General features: G+C 55.6%; 20 protein-coding genes and 1 pseudogene. 2 read left to right on the top strand and 19 right to left on the bottom strand.

Annotation, left to right across the window (positions count from 1 at the left end; translation table 11 throughout):
- Nucleotides 1-11 precede the first annotated feature (11 nt).
- Entirely contained in the window at nucleotides 12-1,325 is a 1,314-nt protein-coding gene (gene paaK, locus AC13QY_RS24210; RefSeq protein WP_028754272.1) for a phenylacetate--CoA ligase PaaK, read from the top strand.
- 89 nt (nucleotides 1,326-1,414) lie between these two features.
- Nucleotides 1,415-2,011: a TetR/AcrR family transcriptional regulator gene (locus AC13QY_RS24205; RefSeq protein WP_028754271.1), complete on the top strand. Its 597-nt coding sequence runs from the start codon at nucleotides 1,415-1,417 to the stop codon at nucleotides 2,009-2,011.
- On the opposite strand, the gene AC13QY_RS24200 is transcribed toward AC13QY_RS24205, so the two are convergent.
- The 19 genes and pseudogenes from AC13QY_RS24200 to AC13QY_RS24110 all read right to left on the bottom strand — a co-directional run bounded on the left by AC13QY_RS24200 (nucleotide 1,995) and on the right by AC13QY_RS24110 (nucleotide 19,341).
- On the bottom strand, nucleotides 1,995-2,615 hold the full coding sequence (locus tag AC13QY_RS24200; RefSeq protein WP_028754270.1) for an acyltransferase: 621 nt from the start codon (nucleotides 2,613-2,615) through the stop codon (nucleotides 1,995-1,997). The genes AC13QY_RS24205 and AC13QY_RS24200 overlap by 17 nt on opposite strands.
- A gap of 474 nt (nucleotides 2,616-3,089) precedes the next feature.
- Nucleotides 3,090-4,373 (bottom strand): serine hydrolase domain-containing protein, encoded by a 1,284-nt coding sequence (locus AC13QY_RS24195; RefSeq protein ID WP_488494020.1) that lies wholly within the window; start codon nucleotides 4,371-4,373, stop codon nucleotides 3,090-3,092.
- A gap of 163 nt (nucleotides 4,374-4,536) precedes the next feature.
- Nucleotides 4,537-6,603: a phenylacetic acid degradation bifunctional protein PaaZ gene (paaZ, locus tag AC13QY_RS24190; protein WP_488494019.1), complete on the bottom strand. Its 2,067-nt coding sequence runs from the start codon at nucleotides 6,601-6,603 to the stop codon at nucleotides 4,537-4,539.
- A gap of 13 nt (nucleotides 6,604-6,616) precedes the next feature.
- A pseudogene (locus tag AC13QY_RS24185) lies at nucleotides 6,617-7,373 on the bottom strand (Phenylacetic acid catabolic protein).
- Nucleotides 7,374-7,402: 29 nt separating this feature from the next.
- On the bottom strand, nucleotides 7,403-8,479 hold the full coding sequence (locus tag AC13QY_RS24180) for a 2Fe-2S iron-sulfur cluster-binding protein (RefSeq protein ID WP_488494018.1): 1,077 nt from the start codon (nucleotides 8,477-8,479) through the stop codon (nucleotides 7,403-7,405).
- Nucleotides 8,480-8,494: 15 nt separating this feature from the next.
- Nucleotides 8,495-9,019: a 1,2-phenylacetyl-CoA epoxidase subunit PaaD gene (gene paaD, locus AC13QY_RS24175; protein WP_028755238.1), complete on the bottom strand. Its 525-nt coding sequence runs from the start codon at nucleotides 9,017-9,019 to the stop codon at nucleotides 8,495-8,497.
- Between the two features lie 9 nt (nucleotides 9,020-9,028).
- Entirely contained in the window at nucleotides 9,029-9,808 is a 780-nt protein-coding gene (gene paaC / locus AC13QY_RS24170) for a 1,2-phenylacetyl-CoA epoxidase subunit PaaC (RefSeq protein ID WP_488494017.1), read from the bottom strand.
- Nucleotides 9,808-10,092 carry a 1,2-phenylacetyl-CoA epoxidase subunit PaaB gene (paaB, locus tag AC13QY_RS24165; protein ID WP_028755240.1) on the bottom strand — a complete coding sequence of 95 codons (285 nt, stop codon included), beginning with the start codon at nucleotides 10,090-10,092 and terminating at the stop codon, nucleotides 9,808-9,810. Before paaB ends, paaC begins: the two co-directional genes overlap by 1 nt.
- A 29-nt stretch (nucleotides 10,093-10,121) precedes the next feature.
- Nucleotides 10,122-11,126: a 1,2-phenylacetyl-CoA epoxidase subunit PaaA gene (gene paaA / locus AC13QY_RS24160; RefSeq protein WP_488494016.1), complete on the bottom strand. Its 1,005-nt coding sequence runs from the start codon at nucleotides 11,124-11,126 to the stop codon at nucleotides 10,122-10,124.
- A 23-nt stretch (nucleotides 11,127-11,149) separates the two neighbouring features.
- The gene (gene pcaF, locus AC13QY_RS24155) at nucleotides 11,150-12,355 is read right to left on the bottom strand and encodes a 3-oxoadipyl-CoA thiolase (RefSeq protein ID WP_488494015.1); all 1,206 of its coding nucleotides are present in this window, start codon (nucleotides 12,353-12,355) and stop codon (nucleotides 11,150-11,152) included.
- A gap of 272 nt (nucleotides 12,356-12,627) precedes the next feature.
- Nucleotides 12,628-12,954, bottom strand: coding sequence for a hypothetical protein (locus AC13QY_RS24150; protein WP_488494014.1), 327 nt, complete (start codon nucleotides 12,952-12,954; stop codon nucleotides 12,628-12,630).
- Nucleotides 12,955-13,055: 101 nt separating this feature from the next.
- On the bottom strand, nucleotides 13,056-13,940 hold the full coding sequence (locus tag AC13QY_RS24145) for a PaaX family transcriptional regulator C-terminal domain-containing protein (protein ID WP_488494013.1): 885 nt from the start codon (nucleotides 13,938-13,940) through the stop codon (nucleotides 13,056-13,058).
- A 77-nt stretch (nucleotides 13,941-14,017) separates the two neighbouring features.
- A complete protein-coding gene (locus AC13QY_RS24140; protein ID WP_488494012.1) occupies nucleotides 14,018-14,878 on the bottom strand; it encodes a prephenate dehydratase in 861 nt (286 codons plus the stop codon).
- 35 nt (nucleotides 14,879-14,913) lie between these two features.
- Entirely contained in the window at nucleotides 14,914-15,696 is a 783-nt protein-coding gene (locus tag AC13QY_RS24135) for an amino acid ABC transporter ATP-binding protein (RefSeq protein ID WP_037136728.1), read from the bottom strand.
- 28 nt (nucleotides 15,697-15,724) lie between these two features.
- Nucleotides 15,725-16,456, bottom strand: coding sequence for an ABC transporter permease (locus tag AC13QY_RS24130; RefSeq protein ID WP_028755246.1), 732 nt, complete (start codon nucleotides 16,454-16,456; stop codon nucleotides 15,725-15,727).
- An 11-nt stretch (nucleotides 16,457-16,467) separates the two neighbouring features.
- Nucleotides 16,468-17,136 (bottom strand): ABC transporter permease, encoded by a 669-nt coding sequence (locus AC13QY_RS24125; protein ID WP_488494011.1) that lies wholly within the window; start codon nucleotides 17,134-17,136, stop codon nucleotides 16,468-16,470.
- The gene (locus AC13QY_RS24120; RefSeq protein ID WP_488494010.1) at nucleotides 17,133-17,753 is read right to left on the bottom strand and encodes a hypothetical protein; all 621 of its coding nucleotides are present in this window, start codon (nucleotides 17,751-17,753) and stop codon (nucleotides 17,133-17,135) included. Before AC13QY_RS24120 ends, AC13QY_RS24125 begins: the two co-directional genes overlap by 4 nt.
- A gap of 67 nt (nucleotides 17,754-17,820) precedes the next feature.
- Entirely contained in the window at nucleotides 17,821-18,594 is a 774-nt protein-coding gene (locus tag AC13QY_RS24115; RefSeq protein WP_488494009.1) for a transporter substrate-binding domain-containing protein, read from the bottom strand.
- A gap of 279 nt (nucleotides 18,595-18,873) precedes the next feature.
- Complete coding sequence (locus tag AC13QY_RS24110) at nucleotides 18,874-19,341, bottom strand: Lrp/AsnC family transcriptional regulator (protein WP_371074912.1); 468 nt, start codon at nucleotides 19,339-19,341, stop codon at nucleotides 18,874-18,876.
- Nucleotides 19,342-19,417 lie beyond the last annotated feature (76 nt).

Raw genomic sequence — 19,417 nt, 5'->3', positions numbered from 1 at the left:
AGGAGGACAATATGGAAAATCTTGAACCACGCCCTGGCGGCGACCTTGAGGCGATTGAGACTGCATCTCGCGACGAGATCGGGGGCCTCCAGCTCAAGCGTATGAAGTGGTCCCTGACACACGCCTACGAAAACTCGTCTTTCTATCGTCAACGTTTCGATGAAGCTGGCGTGCACCCGTCTGATCTGAAAACTCTTTCGGACCTTGCCAAATTTCCGTTCACGACGAAGAAAGACCTTCGGGACACTTACCCTTTCGGCATGTTCGCGGTTCCGCGTGAAAAGCTTGCTCGAATCCATGCTTCATCAGGAACGACCGGCAAGCCGACCGTTGTTGGCTACACGCAGAAGGATATCGATACGTGGGCGACCGTCGTTGCGCGCTCGATCCGGGCCTCCGGTGGTAGAGCCGGGGACATTGTCCATGTCGCCTACGGATACGGTCTCTTCACGGGCGGGCTTGGGGCACATTACGGCGCAGAAAAGCTCGGCTGTACTGTGGTCCCGATCTCCGGCGGGATGACAGAGCGTCAGGTCACGTTGATACAGGACTTCAAGCCGCGCATCATTATGGTAACGCCATCCTACATGCTCTCGATTCTCGACGAGTTCCGTCGTCAGGACGTTGATCCCAGGGAAAGCTCCCTTGCCGTTGGAATTTTTGGTGCCGAACCATGGACGAACGCCATGCGCGAGGAAATCGAACGGGCTTTCGACATGCATGCTGTTGACATCTATGGCCTGTCCGAGGTTATGGGACCAGGAGTTGCCAACGAGTGCGTTGAGACAAAGGACGGTCTTCACATCTGGGAGGATCACTTCTACCCGGAGATCATCGATCCCGAGACGGGAGCAGTGCTGCCTGACGGTGAACTCGGCGAGTTGGTATTTACGACGTTGACGAAGGAGGGCCTGCCGATCATTCGCTACAGGACCCGCGATCTCACACGTCTCCTTCCAGGCACAGCCCGTACCATGCGCCGTATGGAGAAGGTTACCGGGCGTTCCGACGATATGATGATCCTGCGTGGCGTGAATGTTTTCCCGACACAGATCGAGGAGCAGATTCTCAAATGCCGTGGCCTGGCACCGCATTTCCAGATCGAGCTGACACGTGCTGGTCGCATGGACAACATGATCGTCCATGTCGAATGCATCGATGATGCGGCTGAAGACGGTGTTCGGGCCGGTTCGGCCAAGGAATTGGCGCATCACATCAAGAGCATCGTGGGCGTTTCGACAAAGATCGAGGTGCATTCGCCTGGTGGTGTTGCTCGTTCCGAAGGCAAGGCAAAACGGGTGGTGGATAAACGACCGAAGGAATGACCGGGAGGTCGGGATAGCCCGACCCCCAAATCTCAGTTTATAGGAAGTTTAGCTTTCTAAAACTGCGTGAACGAGAGAAACAGGGTTGCATGGCACGAACACGAGCGGTTGACTTTGAAGAAAAGCGTCGAGGAATCCTCGCGAACGCTGCGGCTGTATTTGCCAAGGAAGGCATGGAGAAAGCGTCTATGTCTATGATTGCGTCCCAAGGAGGTGTGTCAAAGGCCCTGCTCTATCATTACTATCAGAGCAAGGACGCGCTGATCTTCGACATCGTTCGCATTCACCTGACGGAACTTGATGCAGCGATCGAGGCCGCCGACAAACTGGACTTGGCTCCGCATGATCGGCTACGGTTGCTGGTGAAAGCGGTTTTGAGAAACTATGAAGGTCGCGACAACGAGCATCAGGTTCAGCTGATGGGTACCACCGCGCTCTCGGAGACCCAGTTGGCTGAGCTGCAACAGATCGAACGGCAAATTGTGAAGCGATTCTCGTCAGTCATTCGCGAAATAAATCCCGACTTAAGTAAGGACCGCCCATTGCTGATGCCAGTCACCATGTCACTCTTCGGAATGATGAACTGGGTGTACATGTGGTTCCGCCCTAATGGCCCGATCAGCAGAGACGAGTACGCTGATATCGCGACAACATTGATGCTAGAAGGCCTTAAGGCTGTTCGTTGAACTTAAGTCTCTCCAGAATTAAAGGATCATACTCCGGTGCGCTCATACGCCGCCTATCGGGCTCAACCTCTGTCAACGCGGTTGTCGCTACCAGCTTATCCCTGGCGTCGAGGGCCAAGCGCTGATAGACGCCGGTGCCTTGTCGCTTCCATGCGATTTCCTCGTCACTTAGCTCACGAATGACTTTTGCGGGCGAACCGACGACGAGGCTGTTTGGCGGAATGGCAAACCCGGCTTTCACGAAACTCATTGCTCCGACAATGGAGTTCTCGCCGACGACAGCTTCATCCATCACGACCGCATTCATCCCGACCATGGCGTTTCGACCAATCTTGCATCCATGCAGTACGGCTCCATGACCGATGTGACCGGACTCTCCGACAATGACCTCTAAGTTGGGGAAACTGTGAACGACGCAAGTCTCCTGAATGTTCGAGCCAGTCTCCAGCAAAATTCGCCCGAAATCCCCTCTAAGGACCGCACAAGGCCCCACGTAGCAGCCCGGCCCAACAATCACATCCCCGATAAGCACTGCCGCTGGATGAACAAATGCGGTTCGGTCGATGACGGGTATCACACCGTCATATGCGTAGATTTGGGACACGATTTCACTCCAAGGTAGCGGCGGCCAGATGTATTAGGTCACTTTCCAGAAATGGCTTCAAGAAGCCGCCCAAGTCTTAGCCACCAGTGTGAGAACGCAGTACTGCGCCAACGGCTTATCGATCTGTGATTGAATGCTTGGCAAATGGCCGCTTCTAAAGCGACCACCAAGCAGCCAAAGCCTGGCATCTAAAGACCCCAGTAACCGCAAGCTCAAGCCCCGTAGTGCCGCCCGGCTTGCAAATCAGTAGCTTTCTCTCTGCGGACTTGAGGAATCCTTCCTCAGGTTGGCGTCTTATATTTTAAGCAGATAAACATTTCACTTCGAATGACTGGCTTGGCGGGACTCACACAGGTTCAATCCACGATCCTTTCAGTGATAGTGGGCAATATTTCAGCAGCGGATCGGTCCTTCTTGCTTTCTGAGCGCAATTGGTACCGTCAGCATGGACCGCCTCAGATCGATGTATGAATACTAGAGTTTGGAAATAAGCTGCATATAGGTCAATGTTTCTTCGCTCACTGCGCTATTATCTTTCGGAGGAAAGTAGCTAAGCTTGACGATGACGGTTTTCGTCGCCGGCTGCACATAAATGTACTGACCTTGCAGTCCGATGGCAACGTACGCGCCGGTCGAGTCTCGGTGCCACCATTGGAAGCCGTAACCTGTTGTGGCGCCCGGCGTAAAAGGTTTCATGGTCGTTGATAGCTTCACCCATTGTGCGGGAACGATCTGTCGGCCATTTGCCTTTCCTTGATCAAGCATCATCTGGCCGATGCGGCCAAAATCGCGAAGGACGGCGTTATAGCCCATGCCACTAAGTTCACGGCCGACGCCCGGAGGTCCGTCGGCGATCCAAAAACCATTCGATTCCATTCCCGCGGGCTGCCAGAGGGTTTCACTCATGAACGCAGCTAAAGGCTTGTTGGTCGCGCGTTCTAGAATCCACCCGAGAATCGCTGTGTCCATTGTCGAATAGTTAAAGACGGTCCCTGGCGCATTTTTTCGCTTTAATTGTGGGGCCATTTCGACAAATCGCTGCCGATTTTGCACCAAAGTCTTCTCGAACACCTGCGCGGCGGCGCTCGGATTAGCGCCAAAGTCATAGCGCTCCTCATAGTCTACACCGGATCGCATTTCGAGCAGCTGCCGGATCGTCACGCCATCATAGGCAGACGATTTCAGCTCCGGGACGTACTTCGTAGCGAAATCCTCGATCGATTCTATCGAGCCTTGCTCCACGGCAATGCCGACAAGGATAGACGTAAGTGATTTTGCCATGGAAAACGAAATGAAGTGAGTACTCGCGTCTGTATTGTTCCGGTACGTCTCGGATACAATTTTTCCGTTGCGGATAACCAGTAGCGCATTGGTGAACGTTCGCTCGAAGAATTGCTCGCTGGCGAAAGTCCGCCCGTTGAACTCATAGGAAGGGAGAATGAGGGTCTCACCACGGTCAAGTTGCCACACCGGACCTGCGCGGGGGACAAGCCTGGTCTCGAAGATCTTGTCCATGCTGCGGAACGTGAGCACATTAATATCCGAATCCAGCATGTGCCTCCGGAGCTCCTGCACTGCAGCAGGAACTTCGCCATTTGCCAGATATGTAGCTACTGCTGGCTCAGCCACAGCCGGCACCGCCAGAGTTAGCGAGCTAGCCACCGCACCGAAAACGGAGGCCCGTCGAACCTTTACCCACAATGCTAGCCGGATGTGTGCCAGCCCCGACCGCTTATCACATGCGTGTGACTTGATCATCTTCAAATCCTCTCTACCCCAGGTAATTTCATTAGTTGCACAACAAGCGTGGACAACTATTACGTTACTACGATAATCGCAGCTGGATGAACGAAGGCTTTGGGTCAAAGACCGGGACCACCCGTCACCGAATAGATTTGCCCCTTCTGTCGCAGGCCTGCTTTCAAAGCTGATACTTCCCGACCTTCGCAACCATCGTCAGAACGTCATACTGCGCGACCGGCTCACCGTTCTGGTTCGTTACGAGACAATCCCACCTTACCTCGCCGTGCTCTGCGCTGGCGCGGGGATTTATCTCCTTACAAGTCAGCTGGACCTTCAACATGTCTCCGGGGTTCACGGGCTTCAGGAACCGAAGGTTATCGACACCGTAGTTCGCCAGAACCGGTCCCGGATCCGGGTCCACAAAAAGGCCAGCAGCGAAAGAAACAATGAGATAACCGTGCGCCACCCGGCCTTCGAAGAACGGGTTTGCCTTGGCAGCTTCCTCATCCATGTGAGCGTAGAAGGTATCACCGGTGAAGTTTGCGAAGTGCTCGATGTCATCCAGCGTGACGGTCCGGCTTGCTGTGATGAGCTGGTCGCCGACATTCAATTCCGCAAGCGATTTGCGAAACGGGTGGGGTCCGTCACTGTTTGCCGCTGCTCCGGGCAACCATTTCCCGGTCACTGCGGCCAGCATCGAGGGAGCCCCCTGGACCGCTGTACGCTGCATGTAGTGTTTGACGCCGCGCATGCCGCCCAGCTCTTCCCCACCTCCGGCCCGACCTGGCCCACCGTGCACCAGTCCTGGCAAGGGCGAACCATGTCCGGTGGATGATTTCGCGCTGACACGATTACCGATCACGACACGGCCGTGATAGGGCGCGAGGCCCAGAACCACCTCTTGAACGAAACCGGAATCGTTGGTGAAGACGGACGAGACAAGGCTCCCCTTGCCTCGACGAGCGAGATAGACGGCCTCTTCGGCTGTTTCGTAAGGCATGACAGTGCTAACCGGGCCGAATGCTTCCACGTCGTGAGCGGCCCCGGCCGCTGCAGGTTTGTCGCAATATAGAAGAACGGGATTGAGGAATGCTCCACCAGCGGCATCGCCACTCACAATCGCGGGGTTTTCCGGGTCGCCAGAAACGATCTCAGCATCTGCCATCAAATCGCGAATACGAGCACGGACTTCGTCTCGCTGATCCAAGCTCGCCAGCGGCCCCATGCGGACTCCTTCATCGGCCGGATTGCCAACGGATGTCTTCGCCAGCCGGTCTCGAAGGCTGGCGACCAGAGCTTCGGTATAAGAGCGTGGAGCAATGACGCGGCGGATGGCTGTGCACTTCTGTCCAGCTTTGACGGTCATCTCGCGCACCACTTCCTTGACGAAGAGTTCGAATTCGTCGGTACCAGGCGCCGCATCCAGACCAAGCACCGCAGCATTGAGACTGTCAGCCTCCATGGTAAAGCGAACGGAATTGGCCACTATCGCTTTGCCTGTCTTCAGGCGCTGGCCGGTCGTGGCCGATCCGGTGAAGGTGACGATGTCCTGACCATCAACATGATCGAGCAGATCGCCTGTTGAACCGCAAATCAGCTGAAGCGAACCTTTTGGAAGAATGCTTGTCTCGATGATTCTGCGGACCATGAGTTCGGTCAGATAGGCTGTCTGGCTTGCTGGCTTAATAATGGCAGGAACGCCGGCGAGGAGCGTCGGGGCCAGTTTCTCCAGCATTCCCCAGCAAGGGAAATTATACGCGTTGATGTGAACCGCCACCCCAAGCAGCGGGGTCAGGATGTGCTGCGCCGAGAATGAATTGTCTTTTGACAACCCTTCGACGTCTCCATCAAGGAGGACGCGGGTATTTGGAAGCTCGCGTCGACCTTTCGACGCATAGGATAGCAATGTGCCGATACCGCCCTCAATATCGATCCAGCTATCGGCCTTGGTCGCCCCGGTTGCGGTAGAGAGAGCGTAAAACTCGTCCTTTCTCTCCAGCAGAGCCATGCCAAGTGCTTTGAGCATCAAGGCACGCTCATGGAACGACAGCCGTCGGAGGGCGGACCCACCCTTTTCTCTACCGTAAGCCAGCACGGCTGTGAAATCGATACCGGTAGAATCTATGAAGGCAACCGGTGTCCCGGTCGAAGCGTCGAGAAGAGCGTTACCTTCCTTCGAACCTGCTACCCAACCGCCACAGACATAACTTTCTAGGCGGCCCGGCTGCCTGACACTGATGTTCATTCTTGTTACCCTTTCAATTCAGGCCAAGCGAGCCAAGCTGCTGCTCCGTCGCAGCAACCCATTCGGCTAGCAATGTTTCGTTCGGCTTGTGACGCAGACCAAAGCGCGATTGCGTCTCGAACCTTTTGGAATCTGAGTGCCCAAAGCTCGCAGCTATGCGAGGACGCCAGTATTCGACTGAGCTTTTCATTAGATCGCGCTGCTCGTTGGAAGCGACGATCCGATTGAGTCCTTGCACGCCCAATTCCTGATGGCGCAGTTCGCGCAATCGGATAGCCCGGAAAGCCTCTGCCAGCGGCTGGTATGAAACGTGGGAAAGTTCGTCCAGCTGGATGACCGTCGCCAAGCCCATCAAGACATTCATCACAACAGCGTCTGTCCAACCACGCAGAGGATAATGGAAAACAGAAAGACGCATATCGTCGCCTTGACGCGAAGCTCCGATCTCCGTGTCTCTCTCCATTCGTTTCGACCACGGATGATGCGCTGCATACCGAGACCCATTCGCGCCGAATGGTCTCCATGACCTTCAGCACTTGTCCAGCATGGTCGGTCTTTTCTAATACGATGCGGGCAGCCGATATCCGTTCCTGGATACCAGGCGCGTCATTGATCACGTCTGCGAAACCTGCTGAACCCGCCAGCTCGCTATCGACAAAGCTGGCCATCAGCCGTAACAGCTCACCGCGATATCGTGGCGTGACGTTGTCTGGCGACGATAGAACACCACCTTGGGCGACATACTCTTCGATGGGGATCGTATCGGACATCATTGACCTCCAATTCGCTTAAGCCTGGCCTACTGATCGTAGCTAACGACCAGATTGTCGGTGAGCGGGAAGCACTGGCACGTCAGAACGTAACCTTGACGGACCTCGTAATCCTCCAAGGCATGATTGACTTCCATCTCGACCTCACCTTCGAGGACCTTTGCTCGGCAGGTCGAACAGACCCCCGCTTTGCAGGCGTAGGGGGCGTCCATGTTGTTTTCGAGCGCAGCGTCAAGCAGCCTCTGACCATGCTTCGGGAAATTGAATGTTCGCGTCGCACCATCCAACGTGATCGTGGCTCGACACGTCGCTGCATGGTCGGCACCGGTTGCAGACACCGCCTTCTGCCGCGCCCGACCAGACTGCGAGGACGCGAAAAGCTCGAACTTGATTTGGTCGTCACGAAGGCCGTGCTCTTTCAATGATCCCGCGATGGCCAACATCATGGGTTCTGGACCACAGATGAAGACAGTCGTTACCGACGTAAGGTCAATCCATCCCTTGAACAGCGCGGCACACTTCTGCGCGTCCACACGACCGGTGAACAGGTCGATGTCTTGCGCTTCGCTTTCCAGGACGTGCAGAATCGAAAGCCTGCCGAGGTAGATGTTTTTCAGGTCTTCCAGCTCTTCACGGAACATGATCGAGCTGATCTGTCGGTTCGCATAGACCAGGGTGAACCGGGCCTTCGGCTCCCGTGACAGAACGGTTTTGATAATCGAAAGAACCGGCGTGATGCCGCTTCCTCCGGCAAACCCGAGATAATGGCGCGGTGCATCGGGGTCGAGAGCAGTGAAAAACGTTCCCATCGGAGGCATGGCTTCAAGGATGTCGCCAGCCTTCAAATTCTCATTCACCCAGGTTGAGAAGGAGCCGCCATCAACGCGCTTGATGCCTACCTTAAGGACACCCTCGTCCTTGCCAGCACAAATCGAATAAGACCGGCGAAGTTCCTCTTCATCGAACTTTCGGCGAAATGTCAGATATTGGCCCTGGGTGAAGTCGAAGATCGAGCGATCTTCGTCGGAGGGCTTGAGTGTGACGACGACGGCATCTCGCGTCTCGCGGCGGACGTCGGTTACAGTAAGCGAATGAAATCTTGCCATATGCCAGCCCTCGGGTCAGATGCACTTGAAGTAGTCGAAGGGTTCGAGACAATCGCTACAGCGGTAGCTCGCCTTGCAAGGCGTGGAACCGAACTGGCTGACTTTCTCGGTGTTGGTCGATCCGCAACGAGGACACGCAATTGTCAGGTTCGAGCGGCCTGAAAGCCGATCAATCCGTTTCATCAGCACGCCATCGGCAGCGGTGCCATCAATTGGCGGCGCGATCCCATACGTCCGGAGTTTTTCGCGGCCTTCGGCCGTGATCCAGTCCGTGGTCCACGCAGGAGAAAGCCTGCGCTCAAGTCGAACCTTATCAAGCCCCTTCTCGGTCAGCGCACGCTCGATGTCGACGTTGATGATCGACGTTGCGGGACACCCCGAGTAGGTTGGAGTTACCGTGACGACCAGTTCATCTTCCCGCCATTCGACATCGCGAACGATGCCGAGTTCGGTCAGCGAAATGACTGGTATCTCCGGATCCGGCACGTCCGAAAGCCAGCACCAAACCTCTTCAACTGAAGGACGGACTGCCGTGGCCATGAGCGCCTCCTACCAGACCGCGCCCGGGTAGGCCCGCTGAAGAAACTGCATTTCCGTGAGAATGAAGCCGAGATGCTCGGTATGGACGCCACGGCGGCCACCTTTGTGCATATACCTGTCGTCCGGCTTCTTGAGTCTCGCCTCGGAAAGCGTCTCCGAGACGATCTCATCCCATCCCAACTTCAAGCGTTGCGGATGTGGGATGACACCAGCGGCCGACAGGCTCTGCTCGACGTCGTCGCTTGCGAACATCTCGCCTGTGTAGGGCCAGAGATCGTTGAGGGCCTCCTGCATTCGTCGATGGCTCTCGTCGGTCCCGTCACCTAAACGAATGACTACGTCTCGGCTGCGTTCAAGGTGATACGCAACTTCCTTGAATGTCTTCTCCGCGATTTCCGCGATCCTTCGTTCGGTGGAATTCTGCAGGGCTTTCATGAGCAGGTAGTGCGCGGTATCGAAGAGGAACTGACGCATCAGCGTCTTCCCGAAGTCGCCATTTGGTCGTTCGACAAGCAGGATGTTCCGGAACTCGTTGCCGTCACGCAGGTACGCCAAGTCATCAGCGGACCTGCCCTTCCCTTCGATTTGACCCGCCAAACCAAGCCAGAGCTGTGTCTCCCCAATGAGGTCGAGGGCCGTGTTCGACAGCGCGATGTCCTCCTCCAATGCCGGAGAATGCCCGCACCACTCCGATACCCGATGACCGAGAATCAAAGCGTTGTCGCCTAGGCGGACAAGGAATTCGAAAAGAGCGGCCTGGTCGACCGCTGGCTTGAGGTCGCTTTCCATCACATGTGCCCTACTTCGTCCGGAATTTTGAAGAACGTCGGGTGACGGTAGACCTTAGAGTTCGACGGATCGAACAATGGACCCTTTTCGGAAGGTGCACTGGCCGTGATGTCGCTGGACTTTACGACCCAGATACTGACGCCCTCGTTGCGACGCGTATAAACATCGCGGGCGTTGTGTACGGCCATTTCCGCATCGGGAGCGTGCAAGCTTCCGACATGGCGGTGATTTAGACCGTGTTGACCACGGATGAAGACTTCCCAAAGAGGCCATTCGTTGGACATGTTCCTATCTCCCATTGTGCCCACAAGCCTCACTCAGCTGCGATCTTTGAAGCGGTTCGACGGTCTGCCACCTTGTTGGCATGAGCGGTCAATCCATCTCGGAACCATGCCCCGTCATCCCACGCCTTCTTCCTCGCGTTCAGGCGCTCTGCATTGCAGGGGCCGTTGCCCGCGATGACATTGAAGAATTCTTCCCAGTCGGGTTTGCCGAAATCGTAGCCGCCCTTTTCCTCGTTCCACTTGAGGTCCGGATCAGGAACAGTGAGACCGAGGTATTTGGCTTGCGGCACTGTCTGATCGACGAATTTCTGGCGAAGCTCATCGTTCGAGTTCTGCTTGATCTTCCATGCCATGGACTGAGCCGAATGGACGGAGGCGTCATCGGAGGGGCCGAACATCATAAGCGACGGCCACCACCAGCGATTCAATGCATCCTGAACCATCGCCTTTTGCGCCGGTGTGCCCTTCACCATGCGCATGAGTGCGTCGTAACCCTGCCGCTGGTGAAAGCTCTCCTCTTTGCAGATGCGGATCATGGCCCGCGAATACGGACCATAGGAACAGCGCTGCAAGGGAACCTGGTTCATGATGGCCGCGCCATCGACCAGCCACCCGATGGTTCCAATGTCAGCCCACGTCAGCGTCGGATAGTTGAAGATCGACGAGTATTTTGCCTTCCCCGAATGGAGCTGCTCGTACATCTCGTCGCGGGAAACCCCGAGAGTTTCCGCCGCACAGTAGAGGTATAGACCATGGCCAGCCTCGTCCTGAACCTTCGCCAGAAGAATGGCTTTACGTTCGAGGGTCGGAGCACGAGTGATCCAGTTTCCCTCAGGCAGCTGCCCGACAATTTCAGAATGAGCATGCTGGCTGATTTGACGAACCAATGTCTTACGGTATCCCTCCGGCATCCATTCCTTCGGCTCGATCTTCTGGCCTGCGTCGACGCGCTCCTGGAAGCCACGCTCAACGGGATCCATCTCGTCGAGAGACCTGACCCGAGCCACGTCGGTCTTTACCATCTGTGCATACATGGTCTTTCCTCCTGGTTCGCGCGTCAGACGCGCTCGATGATCATCGCAATGCCCTGACCGACGCCAATGCACATCATGCAGAGAGCGTAACGACCGCCTTGACGGTGGAGCTGGTACGCTGCCGTGGTCACAAGGCGTGCACCGCTCATTCCCAATGGGTGCCCCATAGCAATCGCACCTCCATTCGGATTGACGTGCGAGGCGTCATCCGGAAGATGAAGGTCGCGAAGAACAGCAAGCGCTTGAGAAGCAAAGGCTTCATTCAGCTCAATGACATCCATTTGATCGAGGGTGAGCCCCGCTTTTTCGAGAACGCGACGAGCTGCCGGGGCCGGGCCAACACCCATGATACGGGGTTCGACGCCTGCTGCGGCCATCGCTACTACGCGGGCTTTAGGCGTCAAACCCTGAGCCTTTGCCATCGCTTCACTCGCAATCAGCAGAGCGCCCGCGCCATCGTTGACGCCAGAAGCGTTTCCTGCTGTCACCGGAAGATCATGACCATTGACGCCCTTCAACTTGGCCAGCTGGTCAGGTGTTGTGCCCGGCCTCGGATGTTCATCGCGGTCAACGATGATCGGGTCGCCCTTCCTCTGCGCGACAGATACAGGGATGATCTCGTCAGCGAATATTCCTGCCGCTTGGGCGGCCGACCAGCGCGCCTGGCTCCTGGCCGCGAAGGCGTCCTGATCTTCCCGGCTCACATGAAAATCGGCAGCGACATTGTCGGCCGTCTCAGGCATTGAATCGACGCCGAAAGCCTTCTTCATCTTGGGGTTCACGAAGCGCCATCCGATTGTCGTATCGTAAACAGCGTTGGAACGAGAAAACGTCGATTCCGCTTTCGGCATGACGAACGGCGCACGGCTCATACTTTCTACGCCACCAGCAATGACAAACTCACAGTCGCCGGACCTGATCGCACGCGCCGCCATGCCCACAGCATCCATTCCCGAGCCGCAAAGGCGGTTAATCGTCGTTCCCGGAACGGTAACCGGCATGCCAGAGAGAAGCACGGCCATACGCCCGACATTGCGGTTGTCTTCGCCCGCCTGATTGGCGCACCCGAAGATGAGATCCTCGACCTTAGCCCAATCGACCTGAGGGTTGCGGGCCATCAATGCGGCCAAGGGGATCGCGGCCAAATCATCGGCACGTACCGACGACAGTAGGCCGGCATAACGACCAATCGGCGTTCGTATGGCGTCACAAATGTATGCTTGGCTCACGCCTTCCTCCTCGATGCGACAATGTCAGCAAATTTAACCGACCGTTCGGTCACCTTATTAGCATTCGATATGTCACATATCAAATCAATTTTTTAGCTTTCGTGTGACGTTTGAAAGTAACAGCAGCGGTCGCCTCAACCGTAGATAGAAGGCCGCCATGATGGATAACTGACTCTGAGAAAAGCCCGTGGATGGTGCCGCCGCGATACACGAGGGGATCCAATAGACGAGTGGCCGTCATGCCGTTCCGGGAAAGGCGGGCAACCTCGGCATCAGTCGTATGGCGATAAGGCTGCAACGCCGACAAGACTGTCTCGATGTTTTTGAAGCGATTGTAAAAGCGCGCGGTGATCGGTGCCATGAACGCTAACCTGGACCAGGACGCCAAAATCGATCCCTGCGACATCCAAAGCGTTGAGAAACTCGTTGTCGGTCATCGCCACCGGGGTGTAGGCCCGATCCTCGATGAAGGGGAAGACGTTCGGATCGCCGACGACATGCGCATGACAATCCCAAGCCGCCTTAGGCACGACGTTGACTTTACGAGCAGATGGCGGGTGCGGTTTAAGCGGTATCTCATCTTGACCAACGTTTAGCATTGCAAGCCTCTCGCATTTTCGAACACGAGAGCAATGGCTGATGGCGACCGGTCAATTATGCGGAAAATAATTCCGCCGCAGGAAACTTGATCGCGGGTGGGCTAGGTCGAGTATGCCTGCAGTTGGTTTTCACGTGTCGTAGTGGCATGCGTTTGCTGGAGCAACGGCCCGCCTTCATTGACGAACATTAGACCAATTTGTCGATTAGCAGCTGCCGACCAATCCAGGTACCGCTTGGAAAACAGCCTACGAGCCTGGATGCCGGGCCAATCGTCGGGCAACGCGGCAACAGGCAGGTTCGGATCGCGCAGCACGATAGATCGGAAATCATGTACCAGCAGGAGGCGCAGCGATAGCGCGTCTGGACCTGTCACTTGTCCGGTAGCCAACTTCGAGTATCGATCAATAAAGGCGCGGTAGGAGTCTGCCAGCGGTGCTAAGGCAAAACGGTCCCCCGCGAACCTGCAAAGAAAAGCCTCGCCTTCGCTTATGCTTGCATCGAATACGATCGCATTCGCATTCATCGTGGGTGGAAGGGGTCTCAGACCGACCAGCATGTCCCGGGTGAGGCGAGCATATCCATGCCGTTCAAGATCGCGAACTTCCTCTTCGATGGCCACGCCGGTGAGGCAAATGAATCGCCACCGGTCGTGATCGCCAGGAGAAAAGAGCTGTTGGGCGGCAAGCGAAAACTCAACCCGAGCCGAGGGGGTCAATCTGTAAAAGCTGCGTTTGCCCGACCGTTCCCCAACAAGCTGGCCGCCGCGAACGAGCCTCGAAACGGCTGTCCGAACCAACGTCTCACTAATGCCCACTGCGCCGCAAACCTCGATCAAATTCCCGATCCAGACGACGCCGCCGCGAGGTTCCACAGCGTCGCCATAGACCGTCACGATAAAGCTGGCAGCTTTGATAGGCTTATCGTCTAAGAGGGCCGATACAGCCTTTTCCGCTGACGAACGTCCCTTGCTATTCTCTTCGGCCAATCGGCGGCGCTCCACGCGAGGATAAGCCATCCTCATAACGCCACGGCCATAGGAAATTCAAGATAAAGCGACTTTCGCTAATACCGGCGAGGATATGATCCTCGCACATCGACATGTGGATTGTCCTGCAAGAACAAGCGTAAGGGAGCGTCGTCCTGATGCCCCTGCGCCTCAACGAGATAGAAATGGCGGTCCAAAGCGGATTTGGCCGGACGTTCGTAGACGGTCAGGACGTTGATATTTCCCCGAAACATGGAGGTCATAAATGGCGTAAAATCGCTGTCGTCCAACTCGACAACCATCGACGTTTTGTCGTCTCCCGTAGGTGCAGGCCCTATGCGGCCAAGCACCCACCATCGGGTGACATTATGCGGGCCTTCTTCGATATCATCGACGAGCGTAGCCAGTTTATAAATGTCTGCCCCAGTTCTGGGCCCGAATGATCCCTTATCGGCTATAGTGCTCTCCGCGACCAAGCTCGCCGCCCGCCCGCCCGTTGATACTTCGATGCGCCTTACATTCGGCAGCTCACGGTCAAGCCAAGGACGCACTTCTTCGAACGCGACCGGATGAGCATATATCTCTGCAAGGTCTTCGAGTTTCGTCCCAGGCTTCACTATAAGGCTGTAGCCGAGCATCTTTGGATACTCTGCAATGACGCGCATACCTTTCATCGAAAGCGCCAGGTCCATATAGGGCGTAACACCGACTATGGATGTGGTTACGGGAAGGCAGATGAGGTCTACCCTGCCCTCGTCGCATGCGCTTACCATCTCATCACGAGATAACGGCACCTTCTCGGCAAGCGGGAAAAGGTCGATACAAGCCTGATGCGTCCACGATCCAGCGGGTCCGAGGTAAGCGACCTTGCCGTGGAAGACCTTGAAATCTGCTGACATTGTGAGCCCGACACTTCGATTGCGGAGATTGCGGTCCATAAAAGGTGGCGTCTCCGCCTCTCTTGTCTGGCCACCTACCGTAGGATTTGTGCCAGAAAGTCCTGCGCACGGGGCGTTCTTGGATTGCCAAAGAACTCTTCCGGCGGGGCTTCTTCGACAATCGATCCGCGGTCCATGAAGATGACGCGGTCGGCAACCTCACGAGCAAAGCCCATTTCATGAGTGACGCACACCATGGTCATACCGCCCTGCGCAAGACCGACCATCGTATCGAGAACTTCCTTGACCATCTCCGGGTCGAGCGCCGATGTCGGCTCGTCCAGAAGGAGGATTTTCGGCTTCATGCACATCGCGCGTGCAATCGCAACGCGCTGCTGCTGGCCGCCCGAAAGCTGTGAAGGGTACTTCAATGCCTGTTCTGCGATTCGCACCCTGCTAAGGAAATGCATCGCAACTTCCTTGGCATCCTGGCGACTCATACCCTTCACTGACATCGGAGCGAGTAGACAGTTTTCCAACACGCTCATGTGCGGGAAGAGATTAAAGCTTTGGAACACCATTCCAACTTCACGCCGAATTTGGTCTCTGTTCGCTTTCACCTTGTCGAGGGGAACGCCGTTGACCACGATAGTACCAGCATCGTGGCTTTCGATCCCGTTCATGCAGCGGATTAGCGTGGACTTTCCAGAACCGGACGGCCCGCAGATGACGAGTTTTTCCCCCGAAGCGATCTCAAGATTAACATCACTCAAGGCCTGGAAGGGCCCGAAACGTTTGCCAACCCCTACGACCTTAATTTGGCCGGATTGTCCATTTTCGCCCGCCGTTTGTTCCTTAGCCAATGCACTGTTGGTCATATTCGGTTCCTTTCTCGTACCACCAAGCTCAAGCGTGAACAGCTTCAGTTTGCTGCAGCGGCGTGGGGTTGAGGGTTTTCATGTTTTCGAGCGAAAGGCGCTGCTCCAGCCGTCTCAACAACCACGAAAGGGTGGTCGTTATGCAGAAGTAGATTGCACCGGCTGTCAGGAAGATTTCGTACGGTGCATACGTGTTGGAGACTTCGAGGCGAGCAACCCCGGTGAGGTCCATGAGCGTGACGGTGCTGGCAAGCGACGTAGCCTTGACCGTCAAGATGATTTCGTTCTCGTAGGCTGGAAGGGCCGCGCGAATGGCGAGCGGAATCGTCACTTTCCTCTGCGTCTGGCACCAGGACAAGCCTAGGGCGTAAGCTGCCTCCACGGGTCCCTTTGCGATCAGTCGGAGTGCACCCGAGATAATTTCGGCTGTATAAGCCGCCGAGTTCAAGCCCAGAGCGATAATCACACACCAAAATGGATCACGAAGAATCGGCCAAAGAGCAGAATTCCGAACGAAGCCGAGCTGTCCCATGCCGTAATAGACCAGGAACACCTGCAAGAGTGACGGGATGCCCCGGATAAGCAGGATGTAGGTGTTGGCCGGTCCGTGGAGCCATACGCTCTGAGCGTTGCGAGCGTATGCAATCGGGATCGCCAGGATCATGCCCAGCAAAAGGATAAGGATGGCAAGTTTGCCGGTCAGCCCAACGCCTTCGATGAGCTTTGGGAAGGCATCAGACATCAATTGAAAGTCAAGCATCTCTGGCCTCCTTATGCAAAGCCGCGATCAGCTCGCTTACGAGCGTATCGGAGGCCCAAAGTCGCCACACCCGTCAAAATCAAATAGACGACGGCAGCCGCGGAGTAGACGTAGAATGGTTGGCGTGTCGCTCCCGATACGACGGAGGAAGCACGAAGAAGCTCTTCCAAGCCAATAACCGAGATCAGCGATGTCTGTTTAAGAAGAATGATGGACAGATTGCCGAAGCCCGGGAGTGCAAGCCGCCAGGCCTGGGGCATCACAATCTTGATGAAACAGACCTTGCTGCTCAACCCGAGAGCCATTGCCGCTTCGGTTTGTCCACGTGGGACCTGGCGGATGGCACCGCGAATGATGTCACTCGCATAGGCGCCAAAAATGAAGGCCAACGCGCAGACACCCGCTGTGAACCCGTTCACGTCGACGTAGTCGCCGGTCAGTTTCGTGAGGGCAACCGTGCTTCCGAAATAGATCAGGTAGATGATGATCAGGTCGGGAACGCCCCGAACAATCGCCGTGTAAGCCTCCACGGCATATCGAAAGGGACGGCTCGCATAGGTTTTAACCGCGCCAAGGAACACCCCCAACACCGTGCCCACAATCAGCGCCGCTATGGTCACGGCGACACTGACCATCGCTCCGTTGAGAAGCTGAATGCCGTATCCTGAAAAAACAGTCATACCGCCTCCCTTTCCGCGCTAAAGCGAGCGCCTTTTTCAGTGAGGAGACGGCGGATCGGCGCGTTCTTAAACGCCTGCAAGTTCCCGCCCGACGTGCGTTCGCGGGCGTATACGATCCAGACGTCGTCCGGTGAGCCAATGACCTCTTCGACCCGCACGCGGTCGGGAAATTGCTCAGCATATTCCAGATAAACGAGCGCCGAGTCATACGCGCCGTTCAAGAGGTTGTCGAAGATGATCGGGAGCGAGACGCCAGGGATAAGGGTCTCCCACTTGTCGTGATCTATGTAGCTCTCGGTCGCAGGAGACAACAGTCCGATGGTCTTGGGATTTTCAACGTCTTTGCGGGTCAGAACGGCGAGTTCTTTGCTGCGAGAGATGAAGGAATCGACAGCAAACATCTTATTGAAATGGGCTCCCATGGTCTCCGGAGTTTCCGGATGGACGGCGCATTGCACCACAAAATCAAAATCACCGTTCAGAAGACCTTTGGTGGCCACGTCAAAGTTCGGAACCAGTTCGATCCGCGCGTTTTCAATCCCATGAAAACGAATATATTCGTTGGTCACGCGTTCGTGGTTCGTCCCTATCGGGCCGAAGGTAGCGAAAGTGATCATTTGGGCACCTATCAGAAAAACAGATGAAGCGGCGATCTGGCCGCCGCTTCGCTGGACGCCGTTTGCCTTACATTAGCTTGAACTTGAAATACTTGGAGGTGATCTGGTCGTACTTGCCGTTGGCGAAGATCGCATCGAGCGCCGCGTTCACCTGTTTCAGAAGCTCAGTGTCGTCCTTGCGCAACGCAATCGCATTGCCCTCACCCAGAACGCCGCCGGAGTATTCCTGGCCCACGAGACCAAAATTTGCAGCTTCAGGAGTTGCAAGGAAGCCGACCATCGACGTAACGCGGTTTGCGATCATCAGATCGACGCGACCAGCGATGAGATCCATCTCAGGATCGGTCGTCTTGTCGTAACGAACGATTTCCGAGTCCTTGTAGTTGTCGGTCAGGAAAGTGTCCTGGCTGCTGCCGCGCTGAACACCAATACGCTTGCCAGCCAGAGCGGCGGGGGAGGTGTCGGGATAAGTGCCCTTGGCGGCAACAAACTGGCTGGTCGTGTTTTTGTACTTCTTCGAGAACGCAACCTGCTGCTTGCGCTTCTCGGTTACCGTCATGCTGGCGACAATCATGTCGTACTTCTTCGCATTCAGGCCTGGGATGATACCGTCCCATTCCTGAGCGACGATTTCACACTTGACCTTCATTTCTTCGCAAAGCGCGTTGGCGATATCGACGTCCCAGCCAGTCAGTTTTCCCTGTTCGTCGACGAAGCTCCAAGGCGCGTAGGTGCCCTCGGTGGCGATGCGGAGATCACGGGCCATGACGGTGGTCGAGAGAGCGCCAAGCGCTACGACCGACATTGCCAAGACGGACTTGAGTTTTCGGAATTCCATCATTTTGTTCCCTCTTTTTTTGGCTCGTCATTGAGCTGTCATGATTGTTTGTCCGTTCACCCTGTCCGGTCAATCTGACCGCAAATATTTTCATCACAGGAAATCGAACGACAGCTATTGGAGGGTTAGAGGGCGGTGTTAATTATGCTGCTCCTAAAGCTTATATGGCTGATTTAAAGTAAAATATCATCAAGAGTTCACGACGTGAAAATCCAGTTTCGCTGCTTAGAACCGTCGTTCGTCATAGCAAGGCAGAGCGAAAAAAGTGATGAAGTCCGGTAGTTAGACCGGCAGAGCTGTGGTGTATTTTACCGCTTTCAGCGCGAAGTGGGAGGATGAGGTTAGGACAGCATCGTGGGTCAGGATGCCCTTCATGAGTAGTGTTTCATACTCACGGACATCGCCGACGACTGCCCGTATCAGATAGTCCCACTCACCCGACATCGAGTAACATTCCAGCACTTCCCGATGGCTGTCTATGAACCGTTCGAAGTCACGTCGTGCGCCAGGATCATGTGATTTCATCCGCACCTGGCAAAACACGTTGAGGCCTTTGTCGATAGCATCAGCATCCACCAGTCGCACTGTCTTGGTCAGCACCCCCGCCTCTTCGAGCTTTGTAATCCGTCTCCAGCAAGACGCGGCGGAGGCCCCTACTTTTTGTGCGAGCTGTGCCTGACTGATATCGCCCTGCTCCTGCACAGCTCTGAGGATTGCTCTATCGACCGAGTCTAGCGTGATCTTTTCCATTCATGTTTCCCCGCAACTGTGAACGATCTATTTCATTTCCTACACCAAACCGGCCAACATTGAAAAGAATCCCGCG

This window comes from Martinezella sp. CNPSo 3795, assembly GCF_057784475.1.
This window is presented reverse-complemented; position numbering and strand designations above follow the sequence as displayed.

What these genes read in the sequence shown, in the direction of transcription:
- paaK (WP_028754272.1), top strand. Translation starts at nt 12, where the DNA reads ATGGAAAATCTTGAACCACGCCCTGGCGGCGACCTTGAGGCGATTGAG.
- AC13QY_RS24205 (WP_028754271.1), top strand. Translation starts at nt 1,415, where the DNA reads ATGGCACGAACACGAGCGGTTGACTTTGAAGAAAAGCGTCGAGGAATC.
- AC13QY_RS24195 (WP_488494020.1), bottom strand. Translation starts at nt 4,373, where the DNA reads ATGATCAAGTCACACGCATGTGATAAGCGGTCGGGGCTGGCACACATC.
- paaZ (WP_488494019.1), bottom strand. Translation starts at nt 6,603, where the DNA reads ATGAACATCAGTGTCAGGCAGCCGGGCCGCCTAGAAAGTTATGTCTGT.
- AC13QY_RS24180 (WP_488494018.1), bottom strand. Translation starts at nt 8,479, where the DNA reads ATGGCAAGATTTCATTCGCTTACTGTAACCGACGTCCGCCGCGAGACG.
- paaD (WP_028755238.1), bottom strand. Translation starts at nt 9,019, where the DNA reads ATGGCCACGGCAGTCCGTCCTTCAGTTGAAGAGGTTTGGTGCTGGCTT.
- paaC (WP_488494017.1), bottom strand. Translation starts at nt 9,808, where the DNA reads ATGGAAAGCGACCTCAAGCCAGCGGTCGACCAGGCCGCTCTTTTCGAA.
- paaB (WP_028755240.1), bottom strand. Translation starts at nt 10,092, where the DNA reads ATGTCCAACGAATGGCCTCTTTGGGAAGTCTTCATCCGTGGTCAACAC.
- paaA (WP_488494016.1), bottom strand. Translation starts at nt 11,126, where the DNA reads ATGTATGCACAGATGGTAAAGACCGACGTGGCTCGGGTCAGGTCTCTC.
- AC13QY_RS24150 (WP_488494014.1), bottom strand. Translation starts at nt 12,954, where the DNA reads ATGCTAAACGTTGGTCAAGATGAGATACCGCTTAAACCGCACCCGCCA.
- AC13QY_RS24140 (WP_488494012.1), bottom strand. Translation starts at nt 14,878, where the DNA reads ATGGACCGCAATCTCCGCAATCGAAGTGTCGGGCTCACAATGTCAGCA.
- AC13QY_RS24135 (WP_037136728.1), bottom strand. Translation starts at nt 15,696, where the DNA reads ATGACCAACAGTGCATTGGCTAAGGAACAAACGGCGGGCGAAAATGGA.
- AC13QY_RS24130 (WP_028755246.1), bottom strand. Translation starts at nt 16,456, where the DNA reads ATGCTTGACTTTCAATTGATGTCTGATGCCTTCCCAAAGCTCATCGAA.
- AC13QY_RS24125 (WP_488494011.1), bottom strand. Translation starts at nt 17,136, where the DNA reads ATGACTGTTTTTTCAGGATACGGCATTCAGCTTCTCAACGGAGCGATG.
- AC13QY_RS24120 (WP_488494010.1), bottom strand. Translation starts at nt 17,753, where the DNA reads ATGATCACTTTCGCTACCTTCGGCCCGATAGGGACGAACCACGAACGC.
- AC13QY_RS24115 (WP_488494009.1), bottom strand. Translation starts at nt 18,594, where the DNA reads ATGATGGAATTCCGAAAACTCAAGTCCGTCTTGGCAATGTCGGTCGTA.
- AC13QY_RS24110 (WP_371074912.1), bottom strand. Translation starts at nt 19,341, where the DNA reads ATGGAAAAGATCACGCTAGACTCGGTCGATAGAGCAATCCTCAGAGCT.